The organism is Ralstonia sp. VS2407, assembly GCF_052950655.1.
Genome location: NZ_JBRFVG010000005.1, coordinates 264,853 through 288,712, shown reverse-complemented (window position 1 = coordinate 288,712; position 23,860 = coordinate 264,853). Strand labels below are relative to the sequence as shown.

The window sequence follows — 23,860 nt, the reverse complement described above, 5'->3', positions numbered from 1 at the left end:
GCCACCTCAATCCAACGTCTTGCGATAAAACCGCAACGCCACCCCCAACACCACCACCGTAAACACCATCAACGGCCAAATGCTCGGCCACAGCTCGAACCAGCCGTTGCCCTTGAGCAGGATGCCGCGCGTGAGCCGGTTGAAGTACGTCATGGGCAGCAGGTTGCCGATCACTTGCGCCCACTTCGGCATGCCCACGAACGGAAACATGAAGCCAGAGAGCAGGATGTTCGGCAGGAAATAGAAGAACGTCAGTTGCGTCGCCTGCAGCTGGTTCTGCGCGAGCGACGACAGCGTGATCCCCACCGTCAGGCTCGCCACGATAAACAGCAGCGCCGACACGTAGACCATCCACACGCTGCCGACAAACGGCACGTGGAAAACGAAGACCGCCATCAGCAGGATGATCGTCACCTGCACCAGCCCGATGAAGATGTATGGGACGATCTTGCCCGTCATCACCTCCAGCGGATGCACCGGGGTGGCGAGCAGGTTTTCCATCGTGCCGCGCTCGCGCTCGCGCGTCATGGCCAGGCCCGTCATCATCACCATGGTCATCGTGAGGATGGTGCCCATCAGGCCGGGGATGATGTTGTACTGCGTAATGCCTTCCGGGTTGTAGAGCTTGTGGATGCGCACATCGAATGGCGATGCGGTGCTCGCGGAGCCGCCCGCGCCACCTGCCAGCGGTGACAACGCGCCCTTCATATCCTTGCTGACGACACCCTGCACCAGTTGCGAAAGCGAGGCCACGGCCAGGCCAGTAGCGGCGGGGTCGGTGGCATCGGCTTCCACGAGCAGCGAGGGCTTCTCGCCGCGCACGAGCTTGCGCGTGAAGTCCGGCGGGATCGATACGACAAACTGCAGCTGCCCCTTGGCCAACGCCTCACGCCCCGCGGTTTCGTCCGGCAGCGTGGTTGCCAAGTCGAAGTAGTCGGAGTTGCGCATGCTTGCCAGGAAGCTGCGCGTGAACTCGCTCTGGTCTGCGGCAATCACGCCGGTCAGCAGGTGCTTCGGGTCGGCGTTGATGGCAAAGCCGAACAGGAACAGTTGCATGATCGGAATGCCGATCATCATGGCGAACGTCACGCGGTCGCGGCGCAGTTGGAGGAACTCCTTGAGCACCACGCTCCACCAGCGCACGAACGAAAAGCGGTTGCCGTCCGGCTTCATGGCTGCGCCCCGTAATTGTCGGAGGAGCGCTTCATCATGTGGATGAACACGTCTTCGAGGCCGGTGTTGATGGGATCGGCGCGCATGCCGGATTCCCCGGCGAGCTTGCGCAACGTGCCCTCCAGCGCTTGCGCATCGGCGCCGGTCACGTGCAGCACCGAACCAAACGCGACGGTCTGATCCACGCCGGGCTGCCCTTCCAGCTTGCGGCCCAGCTCAACCACATTGCCACCCGAGACCGCCCACGTCGACAGGTGCTGCCCGGCGATCACCTCATCGGCAGTACCGTGTGCGAGCAGCTCGCCATACGCGATGTAGGCGAGCTTGTGGCAGCGCTCGGCCTCGTCCATGTAGTGCGTGCTGACGAGCACCGAGATGCCCTCCGCCGCCAGCCGGTGCAGTTCTTCCCAGAAGTCGCGGCGCGCTTTCGGGTCGACACCGGCGGTGGGCTCGTCGAGTAGCAGCAGTTCGGGCTTGTGGAGCATGCAGGCAGCCAACGCCAGGCGTTGCTTCCAGCCGCCCGACAGCGAGCCCGCGAGTTGCTTGGCGCGCGATGCCAGCCCGAGGTTCTCGAGCGCGTTGTCCACCGCCTCTCGCCGATTGGGCATCTCGTACAGGCGCGCGACGAAATCCAGGTTCTCGCGAATGGAAAGATCATCCCAATACGAGAACCGCTGCGTCATGTAGCCGACGCGCCGCTTGATCTGCGCCGACTGCTTGAGGATGTCGTACCCCAGGCACGAGCCGCTGCCGCTGTCGGGCGTCAGCAGCCCGCACATCATGCGGATTGACGTGGTCTTGCCGCTGCCGTTGGGGCCCAGAAAGCCGAAGATCTCACCGCGCGCGACTTGCATGGAGAGGTCTTTCACAACGTGCTTGTCGCCGAAGTGCTTGTTCAGGCCTCGCACGTCGATGGCGTAGTCGCCATTGCGAGCGTGCGGTTGACCGTCGTGGCTGGCAGCGCTCATGGCAGCGTGACCTCCACAGGCTGGCCTGGGCGCAGCTTCGGCCCATCGGCCACGGCGGGACGCGCTTCCACCATAAAGACAAGCTTGTCGCGCGTCGTGTTGCTGTAGATGACGGGCGGCGTGTATTCGGCTTCCGTTGCGATGTACGTGACCGTGGCATTGATATCGGCCGCGCAGCCATCGCAGTGCAGGCGCGCGGCTTGCCCAGGCTTAAGCGCGCCGACCACGCCTTGCGGCACAAAGAAGCGCACCTTCACGTTGGCCGGCGGCAGCATGCGCACCACAGGGCTGCCGGCGCCGACCCACTCGCCTTCGCGATACAGCGTGTCGAACACGAGCCCGCCCTGCGTAGCCTTCTGCGCTTTCTGATCGAGCCGCCACTGCGCTTGCGCCACTGCGGCGCGTGCGGCTTCTACCTGTGCGGATTGCGCGCGAATCTGATCATTGCGTGCTGGCAACTGGGCAATGCGCAACTGGTTGGTCAGTTCACGCACGCGCTGTGCGTTGGACTGTGCGGTCGAGCGGCTTGCGTCGAGTTGCGATTGTGCGATGCCACCTGCGCGGAACTGCGCCTCGTCTCGCGCCAGCTGCGTCGACGAAAGCTTGTCAGCCGCCACGGCTTGCGCCAGTTGCGCGCGCACCGCATCCACCTCCGGCACACGCTTGCCGACGTTCAGATCGGCGAGTTGCGCTTCAGCGCCTTGCAGTTGCGCGGCTGCCTGCTGGCGAGCTGCCGTCTCGTCCACCGATTCCAGCGCAAAGAGCGGCGCCCCTGCGTTGACGGTCTGCCCGCGCTGCACGCCAAGATGTTCGAGCCGCCCACCCACGGGCGAAGCCACGTAGACGAACTCGCCCTCCACATAGCCCTGGTAGGTGTGGTTGTCTTGTTTGGCGCAGCCTGCCAGGGCCATCGCTGCGGCCGATGCCACCGAAAACCACCCTGCCCTGCCGATGCACAACGCTTGCCGCATACCGCCCTCCGCGGGATTCGATTGACCTGTCTGTTCGCCTACTTGCGCGCCTTGCTCTTTGGCTTGGGCTTCGCTTTCTTGCCAGCGCCGTTCTCGGGCGCCGCGACGGGGCCGATGCCGTGCAGCAGCAGCGCGGCCACGTGCCGGCCGATGTCCTCGTCGCTGACACGGTCCGCCAGCGGCAGGCGCCCCCACAGCGCGCGCGTCGCCAGCGGCAGCATCGCCAGGCCGATCAACGACACCATCACCAGCGGCGGCTGCAGCGCCGCGTTCACCGCGCCGGCCGCCTGCGCGCGCGCAATGCGGTCGACCAGCAACGTAGCGCGCTCCAGCGCGATGCGAGCGAACACGCGCTCGCGCAGCTGGCCGCCCTCGCTGGCGATCTCGCGAATCCACAGCGTCGGAAACCACGGCGTGGCCGTCGCCACCGCCACCATGCGCTGCGCCACGCCGGCCACGGTCTGCGCAAGGTCGGGCAGATGCGCGTCATCGGCGATGATCGCCAGCGCCGGGCCTGTCACCTGGTCGACCAACGGGCGGATGCGCCCCTCCACCACCGCATCGAGCAATTGATCGCGCGTCTTGAAGTGGTAATGCACCATCGGCGCCGTCACCCCGGCTTCGCGCGCGATGGCGGCAAGCGTGGTCGGGCCGACGCCATCGCGCGCAAACAAGGTGACGGCGATGTCGAGCAGGCGGTCACGGAGGTCGTCCTGCGTTGCGCCATCCTGGCGACGGGGGCGGCCTGGGCCGCGCGTGGAAGGTTTGCGGGTTGCCATGCCGCGCATATTAATTGTCGAATTAATTAATTTCAAGGCGACATGTTGGCGTTTGCGGAACAGCCGGGAAGGTTGCGACCGCGCGCCTACACGCGCGCCGCTGCGTCAAGCTGCGCAAGCCGCACAAGCAAGCGGTCTTGCGCTTCGCTCGGAAAGCTCGATGTGCGGCGCACGGCGAACACGGTATTCAGGCAGCGCCGCGCCACGATCGGGCGTACGACGTGCAGGCGCCCGCGCTCCACCGCATCCTGAATGGCGTGCAGCGGCAGCACCGACCAGCCCATGCCGGCCTCCACCAACGTGCTGACCTCTTCCAGATCGGAGACGTGATGTGCGCTGACGGTGGTCTCGGGCATGCGCCGGAACAGCGCCTTGAACCACAGCCCGTAGACCGCATCCGATTCGTCGTAGGTGACGAAGGGCAGCGCAGCGCAGTCGGCCAGCGTACGTGGTGCAGCGTGCTCACGCAGTGCGCCAGCGCTGCACGCCAGCACGAATTCCTCGGTATAGACAGCGTGGTGCTCAAACAGGCGCGAGGTGCGCGGCGTGTAGACGAAGCCGAGATCGGCGCGACCGGATTCGACATGGCCGAAGACCTCCTCGTCGCTGCCAAAGGCGAGTTCCAGGCGCACGTCGTCGAGAAGCGGCGCATCGGATTCGGGCGACGGTGTTAGCAGCGCCGGCATCAGCACATAGCGCCCGAAACTGGAGCCGCTCGCCAGCTTGAGCGACACGCGCTCCATCTCGCCGCTGTGCAATGCGGCGCGCAGCTCATCCAGCCCGGCAAACGCATCGCGGCACCACGCCCGCACCGACGTGCCGGCACGCGTGAGCACGAGCTTGCGCCCGGAGCGCTCAAACAGCGGCACGCCGAGCCACTGCTCCAGCTGCCGCATCTGATACGACAGCGCTGGCTGCGACACGGCCAAGCGATCGGCGGCCCGCACGAAGCTGCCCTCGTTGGCGACGGTTAGGAAACTATGCAGATAGCGCAGCGGCGAGTGCGACATGGCGCCTCAATTCATCAAATTTTTGGATCGAAAAACGAAAAACATTCGATTTGATTTCAAGTCTGTCAGATCGCACAATCCGCCGCAAGTGAACGACCGATCCAGGCAGGAGGCCATCATGACGACCGCAATGCAACATCCGAGCTATGCATTGGAAGACCGTTACGGCGCACGCAACTACGCGCCCTTGCCGGTCATGCTGGAACGCGGCGAAGGCGTGTGGCTCTTCGATACCGATGGCCGGCGCTACCTCGACATGATGTCGGCGTACTCAGCCGTCAGCTTCGGGCATTCGCATCCGAAACTCGTTGCGGCCCTGACGGAGCAGGCCGGCCGGCTAACGCTCACGTCGCGCGCATTCCACAACGTCGAGCTGGGTCCCTTCCTGGCCGACGTCTGCCGCATCACGCGCATGGACCGCGCGCTACCCATGAACACCGGCGCCGAAGCCGTCGAAACCGCCATCAAGGCCGCGCGCAAGTGGGCACGCGACGTGAAGGGCCTGGCGCCCGAGGCGGCCGAGATCATCGTCTTCGAAAACAATTTCCACGGCCGCACGACGACGATCGTCGGGTTCTCCTCGCACGATCAATATCGCTACGGATTCGGCCCCTTCGCCGCAGGCTTCCGGCGCATCCCGTTTGGCGACGCCGATGCGCTGCGCGCCGCCATCGGCCCCAACACGGGCGCCATCCTGATGGAGCCTGTGCAGGGCGAAGGCGGCATCGTCGAACCGCCTGCGGGCTACCTCAAACTCGCCCGCGAACTGGCCACCCAGCACAACGTGCTGCTCGTGTGCGACGAGGTGCAGACGGGCCTCGGCCGTACCGGCGATGTGCTGGCCAGCTGGCATGAAGGCGTTGACGCCGACTTGGTGGTGCTTGGCAAGGCGCTTGGGGGCGGCATGGTCCCTGTGTCGGCCATCGCGGGGCGCGAGGCGGTCATCGGCGTGTTTCAGCCGGGCGACCATGGCTCCACGTTTGGCGGCAACCCGCTTGCAGCGCACATCGGACGCGCGGCACTTGCCTTGCTGATGGAAGAACAACTGCCACAGCGTGCCGCCCGCGTGGGCGCAGCGTTCATCAATGAGCTGAAAACGCTGGTCGGCCATGGCGTGCGGCAAGTGCGTGGACGCGGCTTGTTGATCGGCCTGCAGCTCGACGCCGACATCGACGCACACGACTTCGCCTTCGCGCTGGCCGAGCGCGGCGTGCTGACCAAGGACACCAACGGCAACGTGGTCCGCCTGACACCGCCGCTGGTGATTGGCGAAGCTGAACTGTCACTGGCGCTGGAAGCCATCCGCCAGACGCTGGCAGGGTGGCCGCGCCGCAAGGTGGCGTGACGGAAGAACTCGCAAGGGGAGTGACATGACCATCATCGATCTGATCGGCGCGGCCATCGGCTGCGGCGCGCAAGACGACGGCTGCAAGGACGGCCCGCGTGCGCTGCTGGAAGCCGGCGCCCTGGCGCGATTGCAGACGCCAGACGTGCGCGCCACGCTCGTGCACGACATCGAACTGGCGACCTCCGCGGGGCACAGCCGCTCGGCGCGCCTGGCGGCGCTCCCGGGCGTTGCGGGTTTCTCGCGCGCGCTTGGCGATGCGACGGCGCACAGCGTGCACCAGGGGCATGTGCCCGTGGTGATCGGCGGCGACCACTCGTGCGCCATCGGCACGTGGTCCGGCGTGGCAGACGCCTTGCGGCCGAAGGGTCCGCTTGGCCTGATCTGGATCGACGCCCACCTCGACAGCCATACACCGCAGACGAGCGATTCCGGCGCCATCCACGGCATGCCGCTGGCGGCGCTCCTCGGCCACGGCGCGGCGGCCCTCACGCAAATCCGAGATGCCGCGCCAAAGCTGTTGCCTGAACACGTCGTGGTGATCGGCGCGCGCAGCTATGAACCGGCCGAACGCGCGTTGCTGGATCTGCTCGGCGTGCGCGTCATCGACGCCGCCGAAGTGGCACGCAACGGCCTGCGCGCCGTCATGGCCGACGCCATCCGCCAGGTCAAATCGGGCACCGCGGCCTTTGGCGTGACACTCGATCTCGACGCCTTCGACCCCGCCGTCGCACCCGGCGTCGGCACACCCGAAACGGACGGCCTCACCGCTTACGGCATGGCCCAGGCGCTCGCGGCCTGCGCACGCGATGCACGTTTCGCCGCATTCGAACTGGTGGAATACAACCCGCGCCACGACAAGGGCGGGATCACAGCGCGTCTGGCCCTGGACCTGCTGGCCAACGTAGCGGGCGCGTTGCACGCCCAGCGCCGCGAATACGCGACGGCGGCTTGAACCGCCATCAAAAAATTGGACCGCCACCCCCTGCGCACAGACGGTGTGGCCGTCCCCTGCCCTAGATGGCGCCTTGAATTTTTGTTGCAGAGAGGAAAGAGGAAGGGAAACTGTCTGAGCGCAGCGAGTTTTTCCCTTCCCCTCTCTGCGACATAAATTCAAGGGGAAGTCGCCATCTCGGGCGCGCCTTTCTTTGCTTACTTTCTTTGGCAAGACAAAGAAAGTGAGTCAGCCCCGGCAGGGGATGAAACAAGGGGCGAACCACCAACAAAGAACAGCCGCTTACGCCTGATCCTTAATCCGAAACACCTCCACCCCCACCGACTCACAATCCGGATACACATCCGGCTTCTCTGTCGACACCCGCGCAGCCAGCACATGCGGGTGCTTGAGCATCGCAGTCAGCACGTCATCGCACAGCGTCTCCTGCAGATGGATATGGCCTTGGGCCATGCGGCGCGCCACGGTCTCGCGCATGAAGTCGTAATCCACCACTTCGTGCAGCTTGTCTTCCGTGGGAGACGAATGCTCCAGCGGCACGTACAGCTCGATGTTGATCAGGACGCGCTGCTCGCCCTTCTTCTCGAATTCGTGCACGCCGATGTTGATCTGCACTTCGTAGTTGCGCAGGAACATGCGGCGGCAGTGCGACAGGCGCGGGTGGGATAGCAGGGAAAGCATGGGGCGTCCGGGGGAAGAATTATTCAGTGAGGAACATCACGTCGCGGGCCAGCGGCATCAGGTGCTGGCCTCCGTCGACGAACAGCGTAGTGCCGGTCACGGCGCGGGCGGTGGCGAGGTAGCACACCGCCTCAGCGATGTCTTCCGGCGTGGACGACTGGCCCAGCGGCGTCATCTGGTGCGCGCGCGCAAACCCGCCTTGCGACTGGTCGCCCGACACCATCGTGATGCCCGGCGCCACGCCCACCACGCGCAACGCCGGTGCCAGCGCTTGCGCCAGCTGCATCGTGGCCGTCGACAGCGCCGCCTTCGACAGCGTGTACGAGAGGAAATCCGGGTTCAGATTGTCGAGCTTCTGGTCGAGCAGATTGATGACGACGCCGTGGCCCTGGGCGCCATCGGCAGTCAGCGCCCGGTGCAGCTCGCGCGACAGCAGCAGCGGCGCCGCCACGTTGGTGCGCATGTGCGTATCGAGCGACGCGTAGCTGAAGCTGGTCGCCACGTCGTACTGGAACAGCGACGCGTTGTTGACCAGGCAGGTGGGCGTACCCAGTGCAGCGATGCAATCGGCGATCAGGTGCCCGGCGGCGGCTTCGTCCGACAGGTCGGCCTGCAGCACGGCGGCGCGGCGGCCCATGGCGACGATCTCGGCGGCCACGGCGTCAGCCTCGGCACGCGAGCGGTGGCAATGCACGGCCACGTCCCAGCCGTGCCGGGCCAGCGCCAGGGCAATGACGCGCCCAACGCGGCGGCCTGCGCCTGTGACGAGGGCGATGCGCCGCTGTGCAGCGGATTCTGCGGCCGATTCCGCAGTGGACTGGTTGGGCGTCTGCGCCATTGTTTACAATTCGCCGATGAGCAAAACCGTGAGTCTACCGCTTCCCAACGAGGCGGCGCAGGCGCAGTCCGCGCACCTGTTCGCCGTGATCGCCGATGCCATTGCGGCCGCCGGCGGCTGGCTTCCATTCGACCGCTACATGGAACTGGCGCTCTACGCGCCCGGCCTGGGCTATTACAGCGGCGGCGCGGCCAAATTCGGCCGCAGCGTGGAAGACGGCGGCGACTTCATCACCGCACCTGAACTGACACCGTTCTTCGGCCGCACCGTGGCGCACCAGATCGCGCAGGTGCTGCAGACATTGCCCGAAGGCCAGCGCCACGTGCTGGAATTTGGCGCCGGCACCGGCAAGCTGGCCGCCGATATCCTCACCGAACTCGATGCGCTGGGCGCGCGGCCCGACAGCTATGGCATCGTCGAGCTCTCTGGCGAGCTTCGCCAGCGCCAGCAGGAACGCCTGAACGCGCTGGGCCCCGAGCTGGGCGCCCTCGCGCAGTGGCATGACACGTTGCCCGCGCCGTTCAGCGGCGTGATGGTCGGCAACGAAGTGCTTGATGCGATGCCCGTGTCGCTTTGGGCGCGGCGCAGCGGCGTGTGGCACCAGCGCGGCGTGACGCTCGACGCCGACAACGGCCTGCAATGGGAAGACCGGCTCGTTGATCCGTCGGAAGTGCCTGCCAAGCTGGCTGCCCTGCCCGGCGCCGATGATCTCGTCACCGAATCGCACGAAGCCGCCGAAGGCTTCATCCGCAGCGCCGGCGCGGCACTTGAGCGCGGTCTGCTGCTGCTGATCGACTACGGTTTCCCGGCCGCCGAGTACTACCACGCGCACCGCGCCAACGGCACGCTCATGTGCCACTACCGGCAGCACGCGCACGACGATCCGTTCTGGCTGCCCGGCCTGCAGGACATCACCGCGCACGTCGATTTTTCGGGGATCGCCCAGGCGGGCCAGGAGGCCGGGCTGGAGCTGCTCGGCTATACGAGCCAGGCGCGCTTTCTGTTGAGCGCCGGAGTGGGCGAGCTGCTGATGACGCTTGATCCGTCCGACCCGATGCAGTTTCTGCCGGCGGCCAACGCCGTGCAGAAGCTGCTGTCGGAAGCGGAAATGGGCGAACTGTTCAAGGCCATTGCGCTGGGCAAAGGCATCGATGCGGCACTGCCGCTGGCCGGTTTTACGGATGCCGACCGCTCGAACCGCTTGGGTTAGTCGATCAGGCTGACGCGGCCTTGGCCGCTTGGGCTTCCAAGGCGCGTTCGTTCTGCTCGGCCTCATAGCGGCCAATCGTGCCGCGCATCCACCACAGCAGGACCAGGCCGGGGAAGGCAAACGCCACGGTCATCAGGTAGAACGCGGGCCAGCCATAGGCTTCAACAAGGTAGCCCGAGGTCGGTCCGACGTACACGCGGCCGATGGAAGCCAGCGCTGACAGCAACGCATACTGCGTCGCCGAGAACGACCGGTTACACAGCGCCATCAGCAAGGCCACAAAGGCCGCCGTGCCCATGCCGCCGCAGATGTTCTCGATGCCGATGGCCACCCCCATCGTCCACAGGTGCTGCGGCGTCACGGCCAGCACCCAGTAGCCCAGGTTCGACACCGCCTGCAGCACCCCAAAGAGCAGCAGCGCGCGCACCAGCCCCAGCCGCACCATCAGCGTGCCGCCATACAGCGCGCCCACGATGGTGGCCGCCAGGCCGAGCGTCTTGTTGACGATGCCGACCTCGCCGGCGGAAAAGCCCACGCCGCGGATGAGGAAGGTAGTCGACAGGCTGCCCGCAAACGCATCGCCCAGCTTGTAGAGCACGATCAGCGCCAGCAGCGCCCACGCGCCGCGGCGCGAGAAAAAGTCCCGCAGCGGCCCGACCACCGCTTCCTGCAGGCTGCGCGGCGGGCGCGCCGACACCTCTGGCTCGGGCGACCACAGTGTCGTGAAGATACCCAACGCCATGAGCCCCGCCATCAGCAGGTACATGTTGCTCCAGCCCATGACGCGATCGGCCAGATACAAGGCCAGGCCGCCCGACACCAGCATCGCCAGCCGGTAGCCGAGCACCTTCACGGCCGCGCCGACACCGCGCTCGCTCGAATGCAGCACATCGGTGCTGTAGGCATCGAAGACGATGTCCTGCGACGCGGACAAAAACGCCACCAGCACGGCCAGCCCCGCCAGCGCCCAGAGCGCGGCGTGCGGCGGCGTGAAGGCCATGGCGGCAATCGACGCCACCAGCCCGGCCTGCGTCAGGACCAGCCAGCCGCGACGGCGGCCCATGAGGGGCGGCGTGAAGCGGTCCATCAGCGGCGCCCAGAGGAACTTGAAGATGTACGCCTGCCCCACCAGCGAGAACAGTCCGATGGTGCGGATATCGAGCCCTTCCACCGTCATCCACGCCTGCAGCGTGCCCGAGGTGAGCGCCAGCGGCAGGCCGGAGGCAAAGCCCAGCAGCAACATCGCGCCGATGCGGCGGTTTCGGAAAATATCGAGGTAATCGTGGAAGGTCATGCGGCGGGCCGGTGGGGAAGGCGAATGCGGGTTGCCACGTAGCGTGGCGCGGTGCGTTGGCCGATATTATGTCGCACGGATTCGGCCCCTTACCCATATGCCCCGCGCCACACGCTCCCTGCTGACCGCTATCGGCCTCGCGCTCTCTGCGTGGGCAACCGCCATGGATGGCCCGCTGCCCGTGCCGGCCGACGGCGTAAAGCTGGAAGCGCCGACCACCACGTCGCCCAACATCCGCCTCGTCATTCCCGCTGAAGAAATCGACAAGCGCGCACTGGCCGAATACCAAGGGATCATCGACAACGCGGCCCACGAAGGCGCGCTCGCGCCCGACAACGTGCCCGACTTGATCCGCATTCGCGGCATCGTCAGGCGGCTCACGCCGCAGGCGCCGCGCTGGAACCCCGACGCCGCGCACTGGCAGTGGGAGGTCAACCTGATCGGCTCGTCGCAGGTGAATGCGTTCTGCATGCCCGGCGGCAAGATCGCCGTGTTTTCGGGGCTGCTCGAACAGTTCAAGCTGACGGACGACGAACTCGCCATGGCGCTCGGTCACGAGATCGCCCATGCGCTGCGCGAGCACGCCCGCGCCCGCGCCGGCCAGCGCGAGATCACCAACCTTGGCGCCAACGTCATCTCGCAATTGTTCGGCTTCGGCAACCGGGGCGATACCGACCTGGGCGAAGGCGCCAAGATGCACCTGCTGGCCTTCTCGCGTGCGGAGGAAACCGAGGCCGACCTGGTCGGCATGGACATCGCCTCGCGCGCCGGCTACGACCCCCGCGCCGCGCTCACGCTGTGGCAGAAAATGGGCTCGATTGGCGGGACGGAGCAAAAGCAGTTTCTGTCGACACATCCATCGGGACGCACGCGCATGGCCGTGCTGTCGCGCCATTTGCCCGAAACGCTCACGCTATTTGCCGACGCGCGCCATATGACGATGGCGAAGCTGCCGGAATATCGGTCGAACATGCAATATCTGGGCGCCGCGCCTGTCGATAATGGTGATGAGGCGCCGATGCGGCCAATGGTGCGGCGGTAAATAATCATCAACGTATTACCGCGCGTCAGCTTCGATAAGCCGTCCGATTGCATAGCGATGCGCTCGAGAGACACATTGGTAGCCGTTCTTGCGCACAGCATGCTCTGCTCAGGCGCATATCCCCTCGATTTGCAGCGCGTTTTGCTTTCGCAATCGCCTTAATCACCAGCACGCCCACCAGTTAGTGGGGAGTCACCCCGCACTAAGTAAATCCTAAGAAAACAAATTCGCGCCGCTTGTACGCTGCGCCGGCAGATTTTCTGCGCACAAATCTCCACAAAAATCACAGCAACAGGGATACGTACAAAAATGAAGGCATGGGGCAAGGGATTTACAGGAATTGCACTGGCATGCGCGCTAAGCGCCTGCGGTGGCGGCGGCGATAGCGGCAACGGCGGTGTTGCTGACCCGAACAGCTTTTCGGTCAGCGCAACCGTTGGCGGCACCAAGGTGCAAACGTTTAGCGCAAGCAGCGGCCAAACTGCGACGCTGACGGTCAAGTCTGGGCAGGACCTGCGTCTGGACAGCAGCACCGACGTCAATTGGAAGTCCGGCGATGCGACGAGCAATACCGAGGTGTCCGTCAAGGGTGCCAGCACGCAAAGCTGGACCGCCGGCCTGAAGAGCCCGCCGGGCGGCACGTTCACGGTGACCGTGACGTCGGCCAAGGACGCGAGCAAGTCGGCCAAGGTGACGGTGACGGTGACGCCGCATGAGTACACGGCAGGAACGCCAAAAGTGGGACGCGTCATCACCCAAACGGAGACAAACTCGCGCCTGAACGGCACGACGGATGTGCATGAGCGAGCCAGCACCACCGTCAATGTAGATACCACCGCAGGCGTGACCTCCACCACTTCGACCCTGGATGGTGCGGCCGATGAGAGCTATACGTCTGACCTTGATGCCAACCGCCTGTCGCGCACCTACCAAAACGGCAACGTCTGCCGCTACACCCCCAAGCGCCCGCTGGTGAACTTCCCGCTGTTCGTGGGCAAAACATGGTCCGCCTCATGGCAATACGGGTGTGTGGCCGGCTACCAGGAACAATCCAGCATCACGTCGACCGTAGAAGCCTACGAACCGTTGGTCACGCCCATGGGCACGCTCAATACATTGCGCATCCACCACGTGATTGCGACGACCAACTCCAACGACAGCCAATTGCAAGGCGGCTCGACCGGAACGGCGGCCTATGACCTGGACGAACGTTGCTGGTGGGATGTCGATGGGCAACGTACCGTCAAGTGCGAGATCAGCTACGCGTACAAGGGCACGGCGCCGACTACCTACCTGAAGAGCTTCTCGTACGTCACGAAGTCGGTCCAGTAAGCACCGCGAGCAGCTTCACCGCTCAACCAGCCCCGCAGCCTTTGCCGGCCTCGCGGGGCTGGTTGTTTGTGCGGCCGCCTTCGCCCGCCGCGACAACGCCATCCCCGCCACCGTCGCACCCAGGATCAGCACCGCCCCGCCCGTCTGCATCGGGCTGAACCATTCGCCCAGGACCAGCGCACCGAGCACCGTCGCCGTCAGCGGGCTGAGCAGCGAAAGGAACGTCACGTCCGCGCCCAGCACGCCGATGCCGCGCACCCACAACCAGTAGCCCAACGCCGTGCCGATGACGATGAGGTACGCAAAGCCCATCGTATTACGCGCCGTGAGCGCGGGCGGCAGACCTTCCACGAACAACGCCACGGGCAGCAGTACCAGCCCGCCGAGCGCGAGTTGCCATGCCGCAACGGCCAGCGGCGTACCGATACGGCCCCAGCGTTCGATGAGCACGGTACCGATCGCCATCGAGAACGCAGCAGCCAGCGCCGCCGCCACGCCGATTGCATCCAGCTTGGCCGCCGGGCCGAGAATCAGCAGCCCCACACCCACCGACCCCGCCAGCGCTGCCGCCAGTTGCGCCGGGCGCGGCTTGCGAGCGAGCAACGGCCACGCGAGCAGCGCGACCACAAGCGGTTGCGCCGACATGATCGTCGCCGCCACGCCGCCCGGCAGGCGCTGCGCCGCCACAAACAACAGCGCGAAGAACACGCCGATGTTCGCCAGCCCGAGAAAAAGCAGCGGCAACAGCTTGTTTCGCGGTGGCAGGCCAGGGCCCAGCAGCATCAGCAGCACGCCAGCCGGCAGCGCACGCAGCGCGCCGACCAGCAACGGGTGGCTGACAGGGAGCGTCTGCGTAAAGACGAGATACGTGGTGCCCCACAGCATGGGCGCCAAGGCTGTGGCCAACATCGCAGCCAGACGGTTAAACGGCATAAGAAATCTCCACGTAACGTAATTTGATGTCGAAATAATTGCCTGCAAAAAGAGCTGGAAATACGCAAGCCGTACGCAGGCCGATTGCTGGAGGCCCGCAAACCCGGTACGATTTTTAAAATTCGACATCAAGTAGTTTGATGTCGAAATACTAGGATGGGGTGTTCGATGGGTCAAGGCAATTCAGCGCCGACACAAGGCGGGCCGATGGACGGCATTCTCGCGCAGTGGCGTCGGGAGCGTCCGGACATCGACCCGAGCCCGATGGCGGTCTGCGGTGAAATCTGGCGCGCGGGCGAACGTCTGCGGCAGGCGGTCGTCGCCAACGTGGCCGAGGCAGAGCTCGACATGGCCGGCTTTGACGTGCTGCTCACCCTGCGCCGCAATGGCCGCGAAGAAGCGCTGTCGCCATCAGCCCTGGCCAAGGACATGATGTTGTCGACTTCGGCCATGACCAATCGGCTTGACCGGCTGGAAACTCGCGGTCTCATTGTCCGCAGGACCGATCCCGAAGACCGGCGCGGCCTGCAGATCGCCCTCACCGATGCAGGCTTTGAACTGATTGACGGGCTCGTTGCCTCCCACGTCGAGACGGAGGAGCGCATGCTTGCGGCGCTGGGCCCGGCCGAGCGGTCGATGTTGCGTGCGTTGCTCGGGAAGATTGGCGCGGCGGAGTGACAGGCACATCCGATTGCTGCCTTCAGCCAATCCGCAGCCAGCCGCAACAACCCCGTAAGCAGACGGGTCGCGCAACCGTTCATTCCTCTTTACGATGCCTCCTCACGTATGCGCATAGCGCGCCAACCTGGAGGAACGTGTGAGCTTGACCATCCTGTGTGTGCTGGTGATCGTGGCAGCGGTGTGTGCAGCACGCGGCCGACGTCGGGCTGCGCGCGGGCTGGCGGTGTTCTCGGGTGTGCTGGTGATGGCGATCGGCTGCGGGCCGGTGCCGGCGTGGCTGCTCGATTCGCTGGAAAAGCCGTTCGAGAACGAGCCGCACATCCAATGGGGCGCGCGCAACGCCATCGTGCTGCTGGGCGCGGGTACGTTCCGCGTGGGCGATGCAGTAGAGCCGGGGCTGTTCTCTTACCCGCGCATGGTGGAAGCCGCGCAGTTGTACCAGGCCTGCCGCAAGGCCGACGGCGATTGCAAGATCCTGGTCAGCGGCGGCGATGCCCGTCACCACGGCGAGTCGGAAGCCACGGTCTATGGCCGCGAACTCATCGCCCTCGGCGTCGATAAGGCCGACGTGCTGATGGAACCCAAGAGCATGAACACGTGGCAGAACGCCCAGTTCTCGCGCACGGTGCTGGCGCAATACGCGGCGGATCGCACGGTGCTCGTCTCGTCGGCCATCCATCTTCGGCGCAGCCTGCTGTATTTCACCCACTTCGGCATGGCGCCGGTGCCCGTGCGCGCCGACGATCTGCAGGCCGCGGCGTCGCCCTTGCCGATGGCGTACAACTTTGCGCTGACGGATTTCGCGCTGCACGAGTGGATCGGCATCGCGCGGTATCACGTGTACAACGCGCTGGGCTGGAACCCCGCGCGCATCAACCCCGGCGACGCCTGATTCGGCGCCAGAACGCCAGCGCCGCCCGCGCATTCGAAGCCGCGCTCTAGTGCTTCCGGAGGGGCGCAAAAATCGGGCGCCCGCCTATACTTTGTGCATCGCAACATCCGGGCATTGCAATGCGCCACCTCGGCCGTATTGAAGCTCACCGCCTCATCATCATTGGCAAGCGCGCTTGCCACCACCCGCCCACCGGGCGCGGCCATCCCTGACGGGAATCGCTGACGATTCCTGCGCCAGCAAGCGGGCCGTTGCGTAAGCGGCGCCCGCCCCGCCAGCCACACCTCAGAAGCAAACCAACAAGCAAGGGGAACCCTCATGCCTCAAGTCACGGCAAGCAAGCTGCCGGTCAAACTGCTCGCGCTCGTCTTTGGCGCCGTCGCGGCGCTGGCGATCGGGCGGACTTTCCTGCTGAACTGGCAAATCATTCCGCCCGGCTACACGGGCATCAAGATCAACCGACTCGTCGATCGCGGCATCACGCATGAAAACGTCGTCACCGGGTTCGTGTTCTACAACCCCGTGCAGACGGCGATCATCCAGTACCCGACGTATGTGCAGCGCGTGATCTGGACGCAAGACGTGAACGAAGGCCGCGCGCTCAACGAAGAGTTGACGTTCAACACCAAGGACGCCGTGCCCGTGAATGTGGACGTGGCTGTCTCGTACCAGCTCGATCGTGAGAAAGTGCCGGCGTTCTACACCAATTTCCGCGCCGATCGCATCGAGACGTTTACGCACGGCTACCTGCGCGACACCGCGCGCAACGTGATCGTCGCCATCGGCTCCGAATACAACTTTGATGACGTGAACGGCGGCAAGAAGGAAGAATTCGTCGCGCGGCTGACCAACGAGCTGGACGCGCGGCTTGCACCGCTGGGCGTGTCGATCAAACAGTTCGGCATTGTCGGCTCGCTGCGCCCGCCGCGCTCGTTGCTCGATGCGGTGAGCGCCAAGACCAAGGCCATCCAGGACGCGATCCGCACCGAGAACGAAGTGCGCTCCGCCCAGGCCGAAGCCAAGAAGAAAGTGGCGATTGCCGAAGGCGAAGCTGCGGCCAACCATGCGCTCGCCTCGTCGCTGGATGACCGTCTGCTGGCGTGGGAGCGCCTGAAGCTCGAACGTGCCGCCATCGAGAAGTGGAACGGCGTGACGCCGAGTGTGATGGCGGGCGGCAACGGCGGCGGCATGTTGTTCAACATCCCGGCCGGCGCGCAAACCAAGTAAGCCGCACACCCAAAGAAAAACGCGCCCGAAGGCGCGTTTTTCGTTTCAGCTCAGCTGGCGATCAGCTCGCAAAACCCGGAGCCGCTTCGCGCACGGCGTGCTCGGCACCGGCTGCGGGAATCGGCGCTTCCACGTGCAGGCTCGTCGCCTCATCCACACCCAGGTGCACGTTCATGCATTGCACCGCGGCGCCGGCCGCGCCCTTGCCGAGGTTGTCCAGGCGCGCGGTGACGACCATGCGCTCGTCCGAGCCGAACACGAACAGGTCGGCACGGTTGGTGTCGTTGGCACCCTGCACGTCGAAGAAGCCGTTGTCGAGCGTCGCAACGTTGTCGGCCGGCGCCACGCGGATGAACTGCTCGCCCTGGTAGTAATCGGCCAGCACGCGAGCGATGTCCGTCGGGCTCACCTTGCGCGCCAGGTGCTGCGGGTGCAGGCCGATCGTCACGGCCAGGCCCTTGAGGAAGTTGCCAACCACCGGCGTGAAGATCGGCGCGAGGCTCAGCCGGCTCTGCACGCGCATCTCCGGCAGGTGCTTATGCGCCAGCGCCAGTGCATACGGGCGCGGGCTGTCGAGCTTCGGGTTATTGGCTGCCAAGTAATCGGCAATCATCTGCTTGCCGCCGCCGCTGTAGCCGGTGAGCGAGAACGCGGTGACCGGGTAGTCGGCCGGGACGATGCCCGCATCCACCAGCGGGCGCATCAGCAGCACGAAGGCGCTGGCATGGCAGCCCGGCACAGCGATCCGCTTGGTGGTGCGCAGGCGCTCGCGCTGGCCCTGGGCCAGTTCCGGCAGGCCGTAGACCCAGTCGTCCGACGTGCGGAACGCGGTGCTGGCGTCGATGATGCAGGTGTTCGGGTTATTGACGAGCGACACGGCCTCGCGCGAGGCGACGTCCGGCAGGCACAGAAATGCGATATCGGCGGCATTCAGGAATTTGGCGCGCTCGGCGGAATCCTTGCGCTTGTCGTCGGCGATACGCAGCAGCTCGATATCGTCGCGCTGCGACAGATAGTCGAGCAGGCGAAGGCCGGTGGTGCCTTCCTGACCGTCGACGAAAACCTTGAATGCCATGGTGATCTCGCTAAAAAACTGGGGGCCAAAGACAACGCCGGCAAGCGGTGCCGGCGCGTGAGTTTTGCATTGTAGCGGCTGACGGAGAATTTTCTGCGGCAGCGCAATAAAGTGATTTACTTACCGCTTACCAATGCACTTTGGCGTCGTAATCGATCGTCAGCGGCGCGTGGTCGCTGAACTTGATGTCCTTGAAGATCGACGTACGGCGCGCTGTGGCGGCAATGCCCGGCGTGGCGATCTGGTAATCGATGCGCCACCCGACGTTCTTTGCGTACGCCTGACCGCGGTTGCTCCACCACGTGTACTGCTCGGGACGCTGATCAAGCGTGCGGAACACATCCACATAGCCGACCTCGTCGAACAGCTTGGTCAGCCACGCGCGCTCTTCGGGCAGGCAACCGGAGTTCTTCTGGTTGCCCTTCCAGTTCTTGATGTCGATTTCCTTGTGGACGATGTTGACGTCGCCGCACAGCACGACCTCGCGGCCTTTTTCGTGGCGCAGGTCTTTGAGGTGCTCCATGAACAGGTCCATGAAGCGAAACTTGGCCTGCTGACGCTCTTCACCGCTGGAGCCCGACGGCACGTAGACCGAGATGATCGACAGCTTGCCGTAGCGGGCTTCGACGTAGCGGCCTTCGGCGTCGAATTCGCCGTTATCGAAACCGACGATGACTTCGTCCGGCTTGTGGCGCGTGTACAGGCCTGCGCCGCTGTAGCCTTTCTTCACCGCATGCTGGAACACGCCGTGGTAGCCGTGCGGCGCCAAGAATTCTGGCGTCATGTCGTCTTGCGCGCATTTCAGTTCCTGCACGCAGACGAAATCGGCGTCCTGCTTGCCCATCCATTCGAAAAAGCCTTTGCTGGCAGCGGAGCGAACGCCGTTGAGGTTGGCGGAAATGATGCGTAACATGGCGGGACTTTTTTGCAGACCAGAGAAAAAAGATGAGCCAAAACAGCGAGTTGCGCCAATCCTTCATCCGCTTTGCGGTGGAAGCCGGCGTGCTGTCGTTCGGGGAATTCGTGACCAAGGCGGGGCGGACGTCGCCCTATTTCTTCAACGCCGGCAAGTTCGCAGACGGTGCGCTGCTGGGCCAAGTCGCGCAATTCTATGCGAAAACCCTGCTGGACTCGGGTGTCGAGTTCGACATGCTGTTTGGGCCGGCCTACAAGGGGATCACGCTGGCGTCGGCCACCGCAGTCGCGCTGGCGGGCCTCGGCCGCAACGTCGGTTTTGCGTACAACCGCAAGGAAGCCAAGGACCACGGCGAAGGCGGCAGCCTGGTCGGCGCGAAGCTGCAGGGGCGCGTGGTGATCGTCGATGACGTGATTTCCGCCGGCACCTCGGTGCGCGAGTCGGTTGAGCTGATTCGCGCTGCTGGTGCGACGCCGGCCGCCGTGCTGATCCTGATGGATCGGATGGAGCGTAGCGGCAACGCTGTGGATATCGGCGAGCGCTCTGCGGTGCAAGATGTGCAGGCTCAGTACGGGATGCCGGTTGTGTCGATTGCCAACCTCGACGACCTGTTGGGGTATCTCGATAACGCGGGCGATCCCGCGCTGGCAGGGTATCGGGAGAAGGCTGCGGCTTATCGCGATAAGTACGGCGTTAGCGCGATTTAAAGTTTTGGTGTTGTTGGAAAACCCCGGTGGAAGTGGTTCACCGGGGTTTTTGTTTTTTGGTTTGGCCTTTGGTTCATCCCCTGCCGGGATGGACCAACAAGGCCCAACAACTACTCGATCTTCAACCCCGTAAACGCCGGATTCCCCGCCGGATACTCCGGCTTCAGCCGCTCCATCACCTGCAGCAGAATCTCCGCCACCATCAGGCTGCGATGCGACTTGGAATTCGCCGGAATGATGTGCCAGGGCGCGTGCGGGGTTGCCGTGGCATTGATGGCATCTTCATAGGCGGTCATGTAGCCATCCCAGAGCTTGCGTTCTTCAATGTCCGCCATCCCGAGCTTCCAGTGCTTTTGCGGATCGTCGATACGCTCCTGCAGCCGGTCGCGCTGCTCGTCCTTGGAGATATGCAAAAAGCACTTGATGAGGGTGGTACCGGTCTCGGCCAGCATCTGCTCGAACGCGTTGATGTGAGCGTAGCGGCGTTTGCACTCGGCGGCATCGATATCGCCATGCACGCGAGTGACGAGCACATCTTCGTAATGGCTGCGATTGAAGATGACGATCTCGCCAGCGGCCGGCACCTGTGCGTGTATGCGCCAGAGGAAGTCGTGCGCCAACTCCAGCGGCGTGGGCACCTTGAAGCCCACCACGCGCAGGCCGAGCGGGTCGAGCGCACGGAACACCGTGCGTACCGTGCCATCCTTGCCGGCGGTGTCCATGCCCTGCAGCACGACCAGCAGCTTGCGCCGGTGCTCAGCGTAGAAAATGTCCTGGAGTGCCTCTATGCGCGCGGAGAGTTCGGCCAGCCGCGCCAGGTCACCCGCCTTACTGCCCGTGGTACACGGCTTGGCGGCAGGATCGAACTTGGCAATCTTGAACTTGCTGCTGCCGTCGAAATACCAGGAGTCAATCGGGTTCTTGCCGCTGGATGCCACGGTACCTCCTTGTTGCCTTGTTGTTCTGACGTACGCGCCGGCCGCCGTGCGGTATCCGCGTATCAATGCGCGGCGGCGGTCAGCTTGAGTGCATCGAGGTCCAGCGTGCCTTCAAAGACGGTTGTGGCGGGGCCCGTCATCATGACCGGCTGGCCGACGCCTGCCCACGCGATGGTCAGGTCGCCGCCATGTGTGGCCACCTTGACGGGCGAATCGATCAGGCCGCGGCGGATGCCGGCCACCACTGCCGCGCACGCACCGGTGCCACAAGCAAGTGTCTCGCCCGCGCCGCGCTCGTACACGCGCAGACGCACGGAATGACGATCGACGATCTGCATGAAGCCCGCATTCACGCGACGCGGAAACACGGCATGCGACTCGATCAGCGGGCCGTCTTCCAGCACGGGAAAGGCCTCCGTGTCGTCGACGATCTGCACGGCGTGCGGATTGCCCATCGACACCGTGGACAGCCATTCAGTGCGGCCGTTGATCTGCAGCGCGTGCTGCGTGTCGTCGCCTTCGACGCGGGTGGGCAGACCTTCAGGCAGAAACGGCAGGCGTGCCGCCTCGAACACAGGCGCGCCCATGTCGACTGTGACCTGGCCGTCGTCCTGCATTGTCAGGGTGGCGATGCCGTTCATGACTTCCACACGCACGGTGCGCTTGTCGGTCAAACCGCGGTCGGTGACGAACTTGACGAAGCAGCGTGCGCCGTTGCCGCAGTGCTCCACCTCGCCGCCGTCGTGGTTGAAGATGCGATAGCGGAAATCGACGTCGGGCCGTGTCGAACGCTCGACCAGCAGCAGCTGGTCCGCCCCTACGCCGAAGTGTCTGTCGGCAATGGCAGCCCATTGCTCGGGCGTGAAGTCGATCGGGGTCTGGATGCCGTCGAGCACGACAAAGTCGTTGCCCGCGCCGTGCATCTTGGTGAAGTGCAGTTTCATGGCGGGCCGCACAGATGCGGCGATGAGCGTTCGGAAAACGCCCATTCTAAAGCGAGCCGGCCGCGGTTGCCCCGGGCCAGCTCCCGGCATCAATAAATGCCCGGCATGCCCTCGGGGCGGTGCTTGAAGCGCTTGTGCACCCAGTAATACTCGGTGATGCGCGGGCGGATCGCGTCTTCAAAGAAGGCGTTCATGCGGCGCGTGTCGGCGGTCAGATCGCCGGTGGGGTAGTTCTCCCACGCGGGCAGGATGCGCAGCGCATAGCCCTCGTAGTTGGGCAGTATCTCGGTGTACATCGGGATGACCTTGGCGCCCGTCATCGACGCCATGCGCGGAATGGCGTTGAGCGTGAGCGCCGGCACGCCAAAGAACGGCACGAACTCCGAGTCGCGCTCGCCGAAATCCATATCCGAGATGAGCTGCAATGCCTCGCCTCGCTTGATGGTGCGCATGATCTGGCGGATGTTCTCGCTGCGCTCCAGCATGGTCGCGCCAAAGCGGCTGCGCAGCGCCTTCACGGCTGCGTCAAGCGCCGGGTTTGCCATGTGTGTGTAGAGCGAGCAGCCTGCGTTTCCCACGTGCTTGCGCAGGTAGTCCGTCAGCGCCAGCGCGCCAATCTCCACGCCCGACAGATGTAGCGTCACGAGAATGTGCGGCTGGCCATGCAGCGCCGGCAGGTTGGCCTGGTCGTCGATCTTTACCACGCGCATCAGGCGCTTTTCCGATGCGAACCACGCAAACGAGCGCTCGGCAAAGCTGCGGAAGACCTTGCGGAAGACGTCGTGCGCCATGGCTTCGCGCTCGGCGTCGGACTTCTCGGGAAAGCACGCGCGCAAGTTGGCCAGCACCACGCGGCGACGGCCATTGGGAATGCGGTACAGCAGCCCGCCCAGGCCTTCGCCAAAACGCGCGACAAAGCCGTACGGCAGGAAGGACAACAGCCACAAGAAGCCGAGTCCGAGTTTGGCAGAGAAACGTTCCATAAAGGCAGCAGTGTCAGGCAGCGGGCGGAGCGTCCGCGCCCTTGGGATGCTTGTAGCGGTTATAGCCCCAGAGATATTGCGTCGGCGCCACGGCAATCAACTTTTCGATGGCGGCGTTGATGCGCGTGGCGGCCTGCGTTGTGTCTTCGGGCAGATCGCCGATGTTTTCCACGTGCAAGCGGTAGCCCGCGCCGCGCGGCAGTCGCTCTGCAAACAGGGCCACGACCGGCGCACCTGTCAGGCGATGCAAGCGGTGCACCAGCGTCATCGTATAAGCGGGCTTGCCGAAGAACGGCGCCCATACGCCCTCGCCGCCGGTGGGTGTCTGGTCGGGCAGGATGCCAATGGCCTCGCCGCGCTTGAGCGCGCGCACCAGCATGCGCACGCCGCGCGGGTCTGCTGGGGCCATCTGCATGTTCGGCCCCGCGCGCATGTGCTCGATCCAGGTGCGCAAGCTTTCCTTGCGCGGTGGCTTGAACAGCGAGGTGACCGGATGCTCGCGCGCATAAGCCTGCGGCAGCACCTCGAAGCAGCCCAGATGCGGCGTGAGGAAGATCAGGCCGCGCCCGTCGGCAAGTGCGCGCTCGATAATGGTTCGGCAGACGTCGAACAGGTGCGGAGCGACGTCCGCCCCGTTCTTGCGCACCCAGAAGTACGGCATCTCGAACACCATCCGGCCGGCGGAGCGCCCGGCCTCTTTGAGCATGGCGGGCGTAACGTCGGGATAGGCGTGGCGGAAGTTGGCGATGAGCCGGTCGTGATAGCGGCCGGGCACCTTGGCGGCCAACGCTCCCAGCCAGCCGCCCAGCGCCTGCAGCACTGACAGGGGCAGGCGAGAAAACAGCCAGTAGAGGAAGGTCATGCGTGCGTACGCTGCAATGTGTTGGTCGCAGTCGACAGGGGAGCAGGGTCTTGGCAGGCCTTGCTGCGGCCCCGAAAAGTGCCGCGTATAATAGCGCGATTCGC

Annotated in this window: 24 protein-coding genes; 9 read left to right on the top strand and 15 right to left on the bottom strand. The window is 64.8% G+C overall.

Annotated elements, in window-relative coordinates:
• Positions 1 to 6: 6 nt before the first annotated feature.
• The 5 genes from ACU8YE_RS11320 to ACU8YE_RS11300 form a co-directional block, all read right to left on the bottom strand.
• Positions 7 to 1,173 (bottom strand): ABC transporter permease, encoded by a 1,167-nt coding sequence (locus ACU8YE_RS11320; protein WP_232041680.1) that lies wholly within the window; start codon positions 1,171 to 1,173, stop codon positions 7 to 9.
• Positions 1,170 to 2,141, bottom strand: a complete 972-nt coding sequence (locus ACU8YE_RS11315) for an ABC transporter ATP-binding protein (protein WP_316881689.1) — start codon at positions 2,139 to 2,141, stop codon at positions 1,170 to 1,172. The genes ACU8YE_RS11320 and ACU8YE_RS11315 overlap by 4 nt, the downstream gene beginning before the upstream one ends.
• On the bottom strand, positions 2,138 to 3,112 hold the full coding sequence (locus ACU8YE_RS11310) for an HlyD family secretion protein (RefSeq protein ID WP_446928724.1): 975 nt from the start codon (positions 3,110 to 3,112) through the stop codon (positions 2,138 to 2,140). The genes ACU8YE_RS11315 and ACU8YE_RS11310 overlap by 4 nt, the downstream gene beginning before the upstream one ends.
• 38 nt (positions 3,113 to 3,150) lie before the next feature.
• Positions 3,151 to 3,891, bottom strand: coding sequence for a TetR/AcrR family transcriptional regulator (locus ACU8YE_RS11305; protein WP_446928723.1), 741 nt, complete (start codon positions 3,889 to 3,891; stop codon positions 3,151 to 3,153).
• An 86-nt stretch (positions 3,892 to 3,977) separates the two neighbouring features.
• Complete coding sequence (locus ACU8YE_RS11300) at positions 3,978 to 4,901, bottom strand: LysR family transcriptional regulator (protein WP_316870235.1); 924 nt, start codon at positions 4,899 to 4,901, stop codon at positions 3,978 to 3,980.
• 118 nt (positions 4,902 to 5,019) lie between these two features.
• On the opposite strand from ACU8YE_RS11300, the gene rocD reads away from it, so the two are divergent.
• A complete protein-coding gene (gene rocD, locus ACU8YE_RS11295) occupies positions 5,020 to 6,246 on the top strand; it encodes an ornithine--oxo-acid transaminase (protein WP_260803800.1) in 1,227 nt (408 codons plus the stop codon).
• A 25-nt stretch (positions 6,247 to 6,271) separates the two neighbouring features.
• Positions 6,272 to 7,201, top strand: a complete 930-nt coding sequence (locus ACU8YE_RS11290) for an arginase (RefSeq protein ID WP_232041674.1) — start codon at positions 6,272 to 6,274, stop codon at positions 7,199 to 7,201.
• A 282-nt stretch (positions 7,202 to 7,483) separates the two neighbouring features.
• Here ACU8YE_RS11290 and ACU8YE_RS11285 read toward each other — a convergent pair whose 3' ends face one another.
• Both ACU8YE_RS11285 and ACU8YE_RS11280 read right to left on the bottom strand, forming a co-directional pair.
• Positions 7,484 to 7,882, bottom strand: coding sequence for a dihydroneopterin aldolase (locus tag ACU8YE_RS11285; protein WP_045205029.1), 399 nt, complete (start codon positions 7,880 to 7,882; stop codon positions 7,484 to 7,486).
• 19 nt (positions 7,883 to 7,901) lie between these two features.
• Positions 7,902 to 8,720 (bottom strand): SDR family oxidoreductase, encoded by an 819-nt coding sequence (locus ACU8YE_RS11280; RefSeq protein WP_446928722.1) that lies wholly within the window; start codon positions 8,718 to 8,720, stop codon positions 7,902 to 7,904.
• A 16-nt stretch (positions 8,721 to 8,736) separates the two neighbouring features.
• Between ACU8YE_RS11280 and ACU8YE_RS11275 the strand changes: the two genes are divergently transcribed.
• Positions 8,737 to 9,930 (top strand): class I SAM-dependent methyltransferase, encoded by a 1,194-nt coding sequence (locus ACU8YE_RS11275; protein WP_446928721.1) that lies wholly within the window; start codon positions 8,737 to 8,739, stop codon positions 9,928 to 9,930.
• 4 nt (positions 9,931 to 9,934) lie between these two features.
• Here the strand turns inward: ACU8YE_RS11275 and ACU8YE_RS11270 are convergent, their stop codons facing one another.
• Entirely contained in the window at positions 9,935 to 11,224 is a 1,290-nt protein-coding gene (locus ACU8YE_RS11270) for a muropeptide transporter (RefSeq protein ID WP_260803796.1), read from the bottom strand.
• 97 nt (positions 11,225 to 11,321) lie between these two features.
• Here ACU8YE_RS11270 and ACU8YE_RS11265 point away from each other — a divergent pair, with 97 nt between their 5' ends.
• Positions 11,322 to 12,266: a M48 family metalloprotease gene (locus tag ACU8YE_RS11265; RefSeq protein ID WP_440838703.1), complete on the top strand. Its 945-nt coding sequence runs from the start codon at positions 11,322 to 11,324 to the stop codon at positions 12,264 to 12,266.
• Between the two features lie 309 nt (positions 12,267 to 12,575).
• Complete coding sequence (locus ACU8YE_RS11260; protein WP_446928720.1) at positions 12,576 to 13,598, top strand: hypothetical protein; 1,023 nt, start codon at positions 12,576 to 12,578, stop codon at positions 13,596 to 13,598.
• A gap of 15 nt (positions 13,599 to 13,613) precedes the next feature.
• Here the strand turns inward: ACU8YE_RS11260 and ACU8YE_RS11255 are convergent, their stop codons facing one another.
• The gene (locus ACU8YE_RS11255) at positions 13,614 to 14,531 is read right to left on the bottom strand and encodes an EamA family transporter (protein ID WP_446928719.1); all 918 of its coding nucleotides are present in this window, start codon (positions 14,529 to 14,531) and stop codon (positions 13,614 to 13,616) included.
• Between the two features lie 207 nt (positions 14,532 to 14,738).
• Here ACU8YE_RS11255 and ACU8YE_RS11250 point away from each other — a divergent pair, with 207 nt between their 5' ends.
• The 3 genes from ACU8YE_RS11250 to ACU8YE_RS11240 all read left to right on the top strand — a co-directional run bounded on the left by ACU8YE_RS11250 (position 14,739) and on the right by ACU8YE_RS11240 (position 17,331).
• Positions 14,739 to 15,209 carry a MarR family winged helix-turn-helix transcriptional regulator gene (locus ACU8YE_RS11250; protein ID WP_373407668.1) on the top strand — a complete coding sequence of 157 codons (471 nt, stop codon included), beginning with the start codon at positions 14,739 to 14,741 and terminating at the stop codon, positions 15,207 to 15,209.
• A 139-nt stretch (positions 15,210 to 15,348) separates the two neighbouring features.
• On the top strand, positions 15,349 to 16,104 hold the full coding sequence (locus ACU8YE_RS11245; protein ID WP_446928718.1) for a YdcF family protein: 756 nt from the start codon (positions 15,349 to 15,351) through the stop codon (positions 16,102 to 16,104).
• Between the two features lie 318 nt (positions 16,105 to 16,422).
• Positions 16,423 to 17,331, top strand: a complete 909-nt coding sequence (locus ACU8YE_RS11240) for a prohibitin family protein (RefSeq protein WP_446928717.1) — start codon at positions 16,423 to 16,425, stop codon at positions 17,329 to 17,331.
• Between the two features lie 61 nt (positions 17,332 to 17,392).
• Here the strand turns inward: ACU8YE_RS11240 and argC are convergent, their stop codons facing one another.
• On the bottom strand, positions 17,393 to 18,406 hold the full coding sequence (argC, locus tag ACU8YE_RS11235) for an N-acetyl-gamma-glutamyl-phosphate reductase (RefSeq protein ID WP_343620870.1): 1,014 nt from the start codon (positions 18,404 to 18,406) through the stop codon (positions 17,393 to 17,395).
• A 127-nt stretch (positions 18,407 to 18,533) separates the two neighbouring features.
• Complete coding sequence (locus ACU8YE_RS11230) at positions 18,534 to 19,319, bottom strand: exodeoxyribonuclease III (RefSeq protein ID WP_232041663.1); 786 nt, start codon at positions 19,317 to 19,319, stop codon at positions 18,534 to 18,536.
• Positions 19,320 to 19,351: 32 nt separating this feature from the next.
• Between ACU8YE_RS11230 and pyrE the strand changes: the two genes are divergently transcribed.
• Entirely contained in the window at positions 19,352 to 20,029 is a 678-nt protein-coding gene (pyrE, locus tag ACU8YE_RS11225; protein ID WP_004635818.1) for an orotate phosphoribosyltransferase, read from the top strand.
• 110 nt (positions 20,030 to 20,139) lie between these two features.
• Here the strand turns inward: pyrE and ACU8YE_RS11220 are convergent, their stop codons facing one another.
• The 4 genes from ACU8YE_RS11220 to ACU8YE_RS11205 form a co-directional block, all read right to left on the bottom strand.
• The gene (locus ACU8YE_RS11220) at positions 20,140 to 20,967 is read right to left on the bottom strand and encodes a polyphosphate kinase 2 family protein (RefSeq protein WP_232041661.1); all 828 of its coding nucleotides are present in this window, start codon (positions 20,965 to 20,967) and stop codon (positions 20,140 to 20,142) included.
• Positions 20,968 to 21,029: 62 nt separating this feature from the next.
• Positions 21,030 to 21,911 carry a diaminopimelate epimerase gene (gene dapF, locus ACU8YE_RS11215; RefSeq protein WP_260803789.1) on the bottom strand — a complete coding sequence of 294 codons (882 nt, stop codon included), beginning with the start codon at positions 21,909 to 21,911 and terminating at the stop codon, positions 21,030 to 21,032.
• 89 nt (positions 21,912 to 22,000) lie between these two features.
• Entirely contained in the window at positions 22,001 to 22,894 is an 894-nt protein-coding gene (locus ACU8YE_RS11210) for a lipid A biosynthesis lauroyl acyltransferase (RefSeq protein ID WP_446928716.1), read from the bottom strand.
• 13 nt (positions 22,895 to 22,907) lie between these two features.
• Positions 22,908 to 23,756, bottom strand: a complete 849-nt coding sequence (locus ACU8YE_RS11205; RefSeq protein WP_446928715.1) for a lysophospholipid acyltransferase family protein — start codon at positions 23,754 to 23,756, stop codon at positions 22,908 to 22,910.
• Between the last annotated feature and the right edge of the window lie 104 nt (positions 23,757 to 23,860).

Bases quoted from the DNA above. Each gene is read 5' to 3' on its own strand.
- ACU8YE_RS11320 (WP_232041680.1), bottom strand. From the start codon at position 1,173: ATGAAGCCGGACGGCAACCGCTTTTCGTTCGTGCGCTGGTGGAGCGTG.
- ACU8YE_RS11315 (WP_316881689.1), bottom strand. From the start codon at position 2,141: ATGAGCGCTGCCAGCCACGACGGTCAACCGCACGCTCGCAATGGCGAC.
- ACU8YE_RS11310 (WP_446928724.1), bottom strand. From the start codon at position 3,112: ATGCGGCAAGCGTTGTGCATCGGCAGGGCAGGGTGGTTTTCGGTGGCA.
- ACU8YE_RS11305 (WP_446928723.1), bottom strand. From the start codon at position 3,891: ATGGCAACCCGCAAACCTTCCACGCGCGGCCCAGGCCGCCCCCGTCGC.
- ACU8YE_RS11300 (WP_316870235.1), bottom strand. From the start codon at position 4,901: ATGTCGCACTCGCCGCTGCGCTATCTGCATAGTTTCCTAACCGTCGCC.
- rocD (WP_260803800.1), top strand. From the start codon at position 5,020: ATGACGACCGCAATGCAACATCCGAGCTATGCATTGGAAGACCGTTAC.
- ACU8YE_RS11290 (WP_232041674.1), top strand. From the start codon at position 6,272: ATGACCATCATCGATCTGATCGGCGCGGCCATCGGCTGCGGCGCGCAA.
- ACU8YE_RS11285 (WP_045205029.1), bottom strand. From the start codon at position 7,882: ATGCTTTCCCTGCTATCCCACCCGCGCCTGTCGCACTGCCGCCGCATG.
- ACU8YE_RS11280 (WP_446928722.1), bottom strand. From the start codon at position 8,720: ATGGCGCAGACGCCCAACCAGTCCACTGCGGAATCGGCCGCAGAATCC.
- ACU8YE_RS11275 (WP_446928721.1), top strand. From the start codon at position 8,737: ATGAGCAAAACCGTGAGTCTACCGCTTCCCAACGAGGCGGCGCAGGCG.
- ACU8YE_RS11270 (WP_260803796.1), bottom strand. From the start codon at position 11,224: ATGACCTTCCACGATTACCTCGATATTTTCCGAAACCGCCGCATCGGC.
- ACU8YE_RS11265 (WP_440838703.1), top strand. From the start codon at position 11,322: ATGCCCCGCGCCACACGCTCCCTGCTGACCGCTATCGGCCTCGCGCTC.
- ACU8YE_RS11260 (WP_446928720.1), top strand. From the start codon at position 12,576: ATGAAGGCATGGGGCAAGGGATTTACAGGAATTGCACTGGCATGCGCG.
- ACU8YE_RS11255 (WP_446928719.1), bottom strand. From the start codon at position 14,531: ATGCCGTTTAACCGTCTGGCTGCGATGTTGGCCACAGCCTTGGCGCCC.
- ACU8YE_RS11250 (WP_373407668.1), top strand. From the start codon at position 14,739: ATGGACGGCATTCTCGCGCAGTGGCGTCGGGAGCGTCCGGACATCGAC.
- ACU8YE_RS11240 (WP_446928717.1), top strand. From the start codon at position 16,423: ATGCCTCAAGTCACGGCAAGCAAGCTGCCGGTCAAACTGCTCGCGCTC.
- argC (WP_343620870.1), bottom strand. From the start codon at position 18,406: ATGGCATTCAAGGTTTTCGTCGACGGTCAGGAAGGCACCACCGGCCTT.
- ACU8YE_RS11230 (WP_232041663.1), bottom strand. From the start codon at position 19,319: ATGTTACGCATCATTTCCGCCAACCTCAACGGCGTTCGCTCCGCTGCC.
- pyrE (WP_004635818.1), top strand. From the start codon at position 19,352: ATGAGCCAAAACAGCGAGTTGCGCCAATCCTTCATCCGCTTTGCGGTG.
- dapF (WP_260803789.1), bottom strand. From the start codon at position 21,911: ATGAAACTGCACTTCACCAAGATGCACGGCGCGGGCAACGACTTTGTC.
- ACU8YE_RS11210 (WP_446928716.1), bottom strand. From the start codon at position 22,894: ATGGAACGTTTCTCTGCCAAACTCGGACTCGGCTTCTTGTGGCTGTTG.
- ACU8YE_RS11205 (WP_446928715.1), bottom strand. From the start codon at position 23,756: ATGACCTTCCTCTACTGGCTGTTTTCTCGCCTGCCCCTGTCAGTGCTG.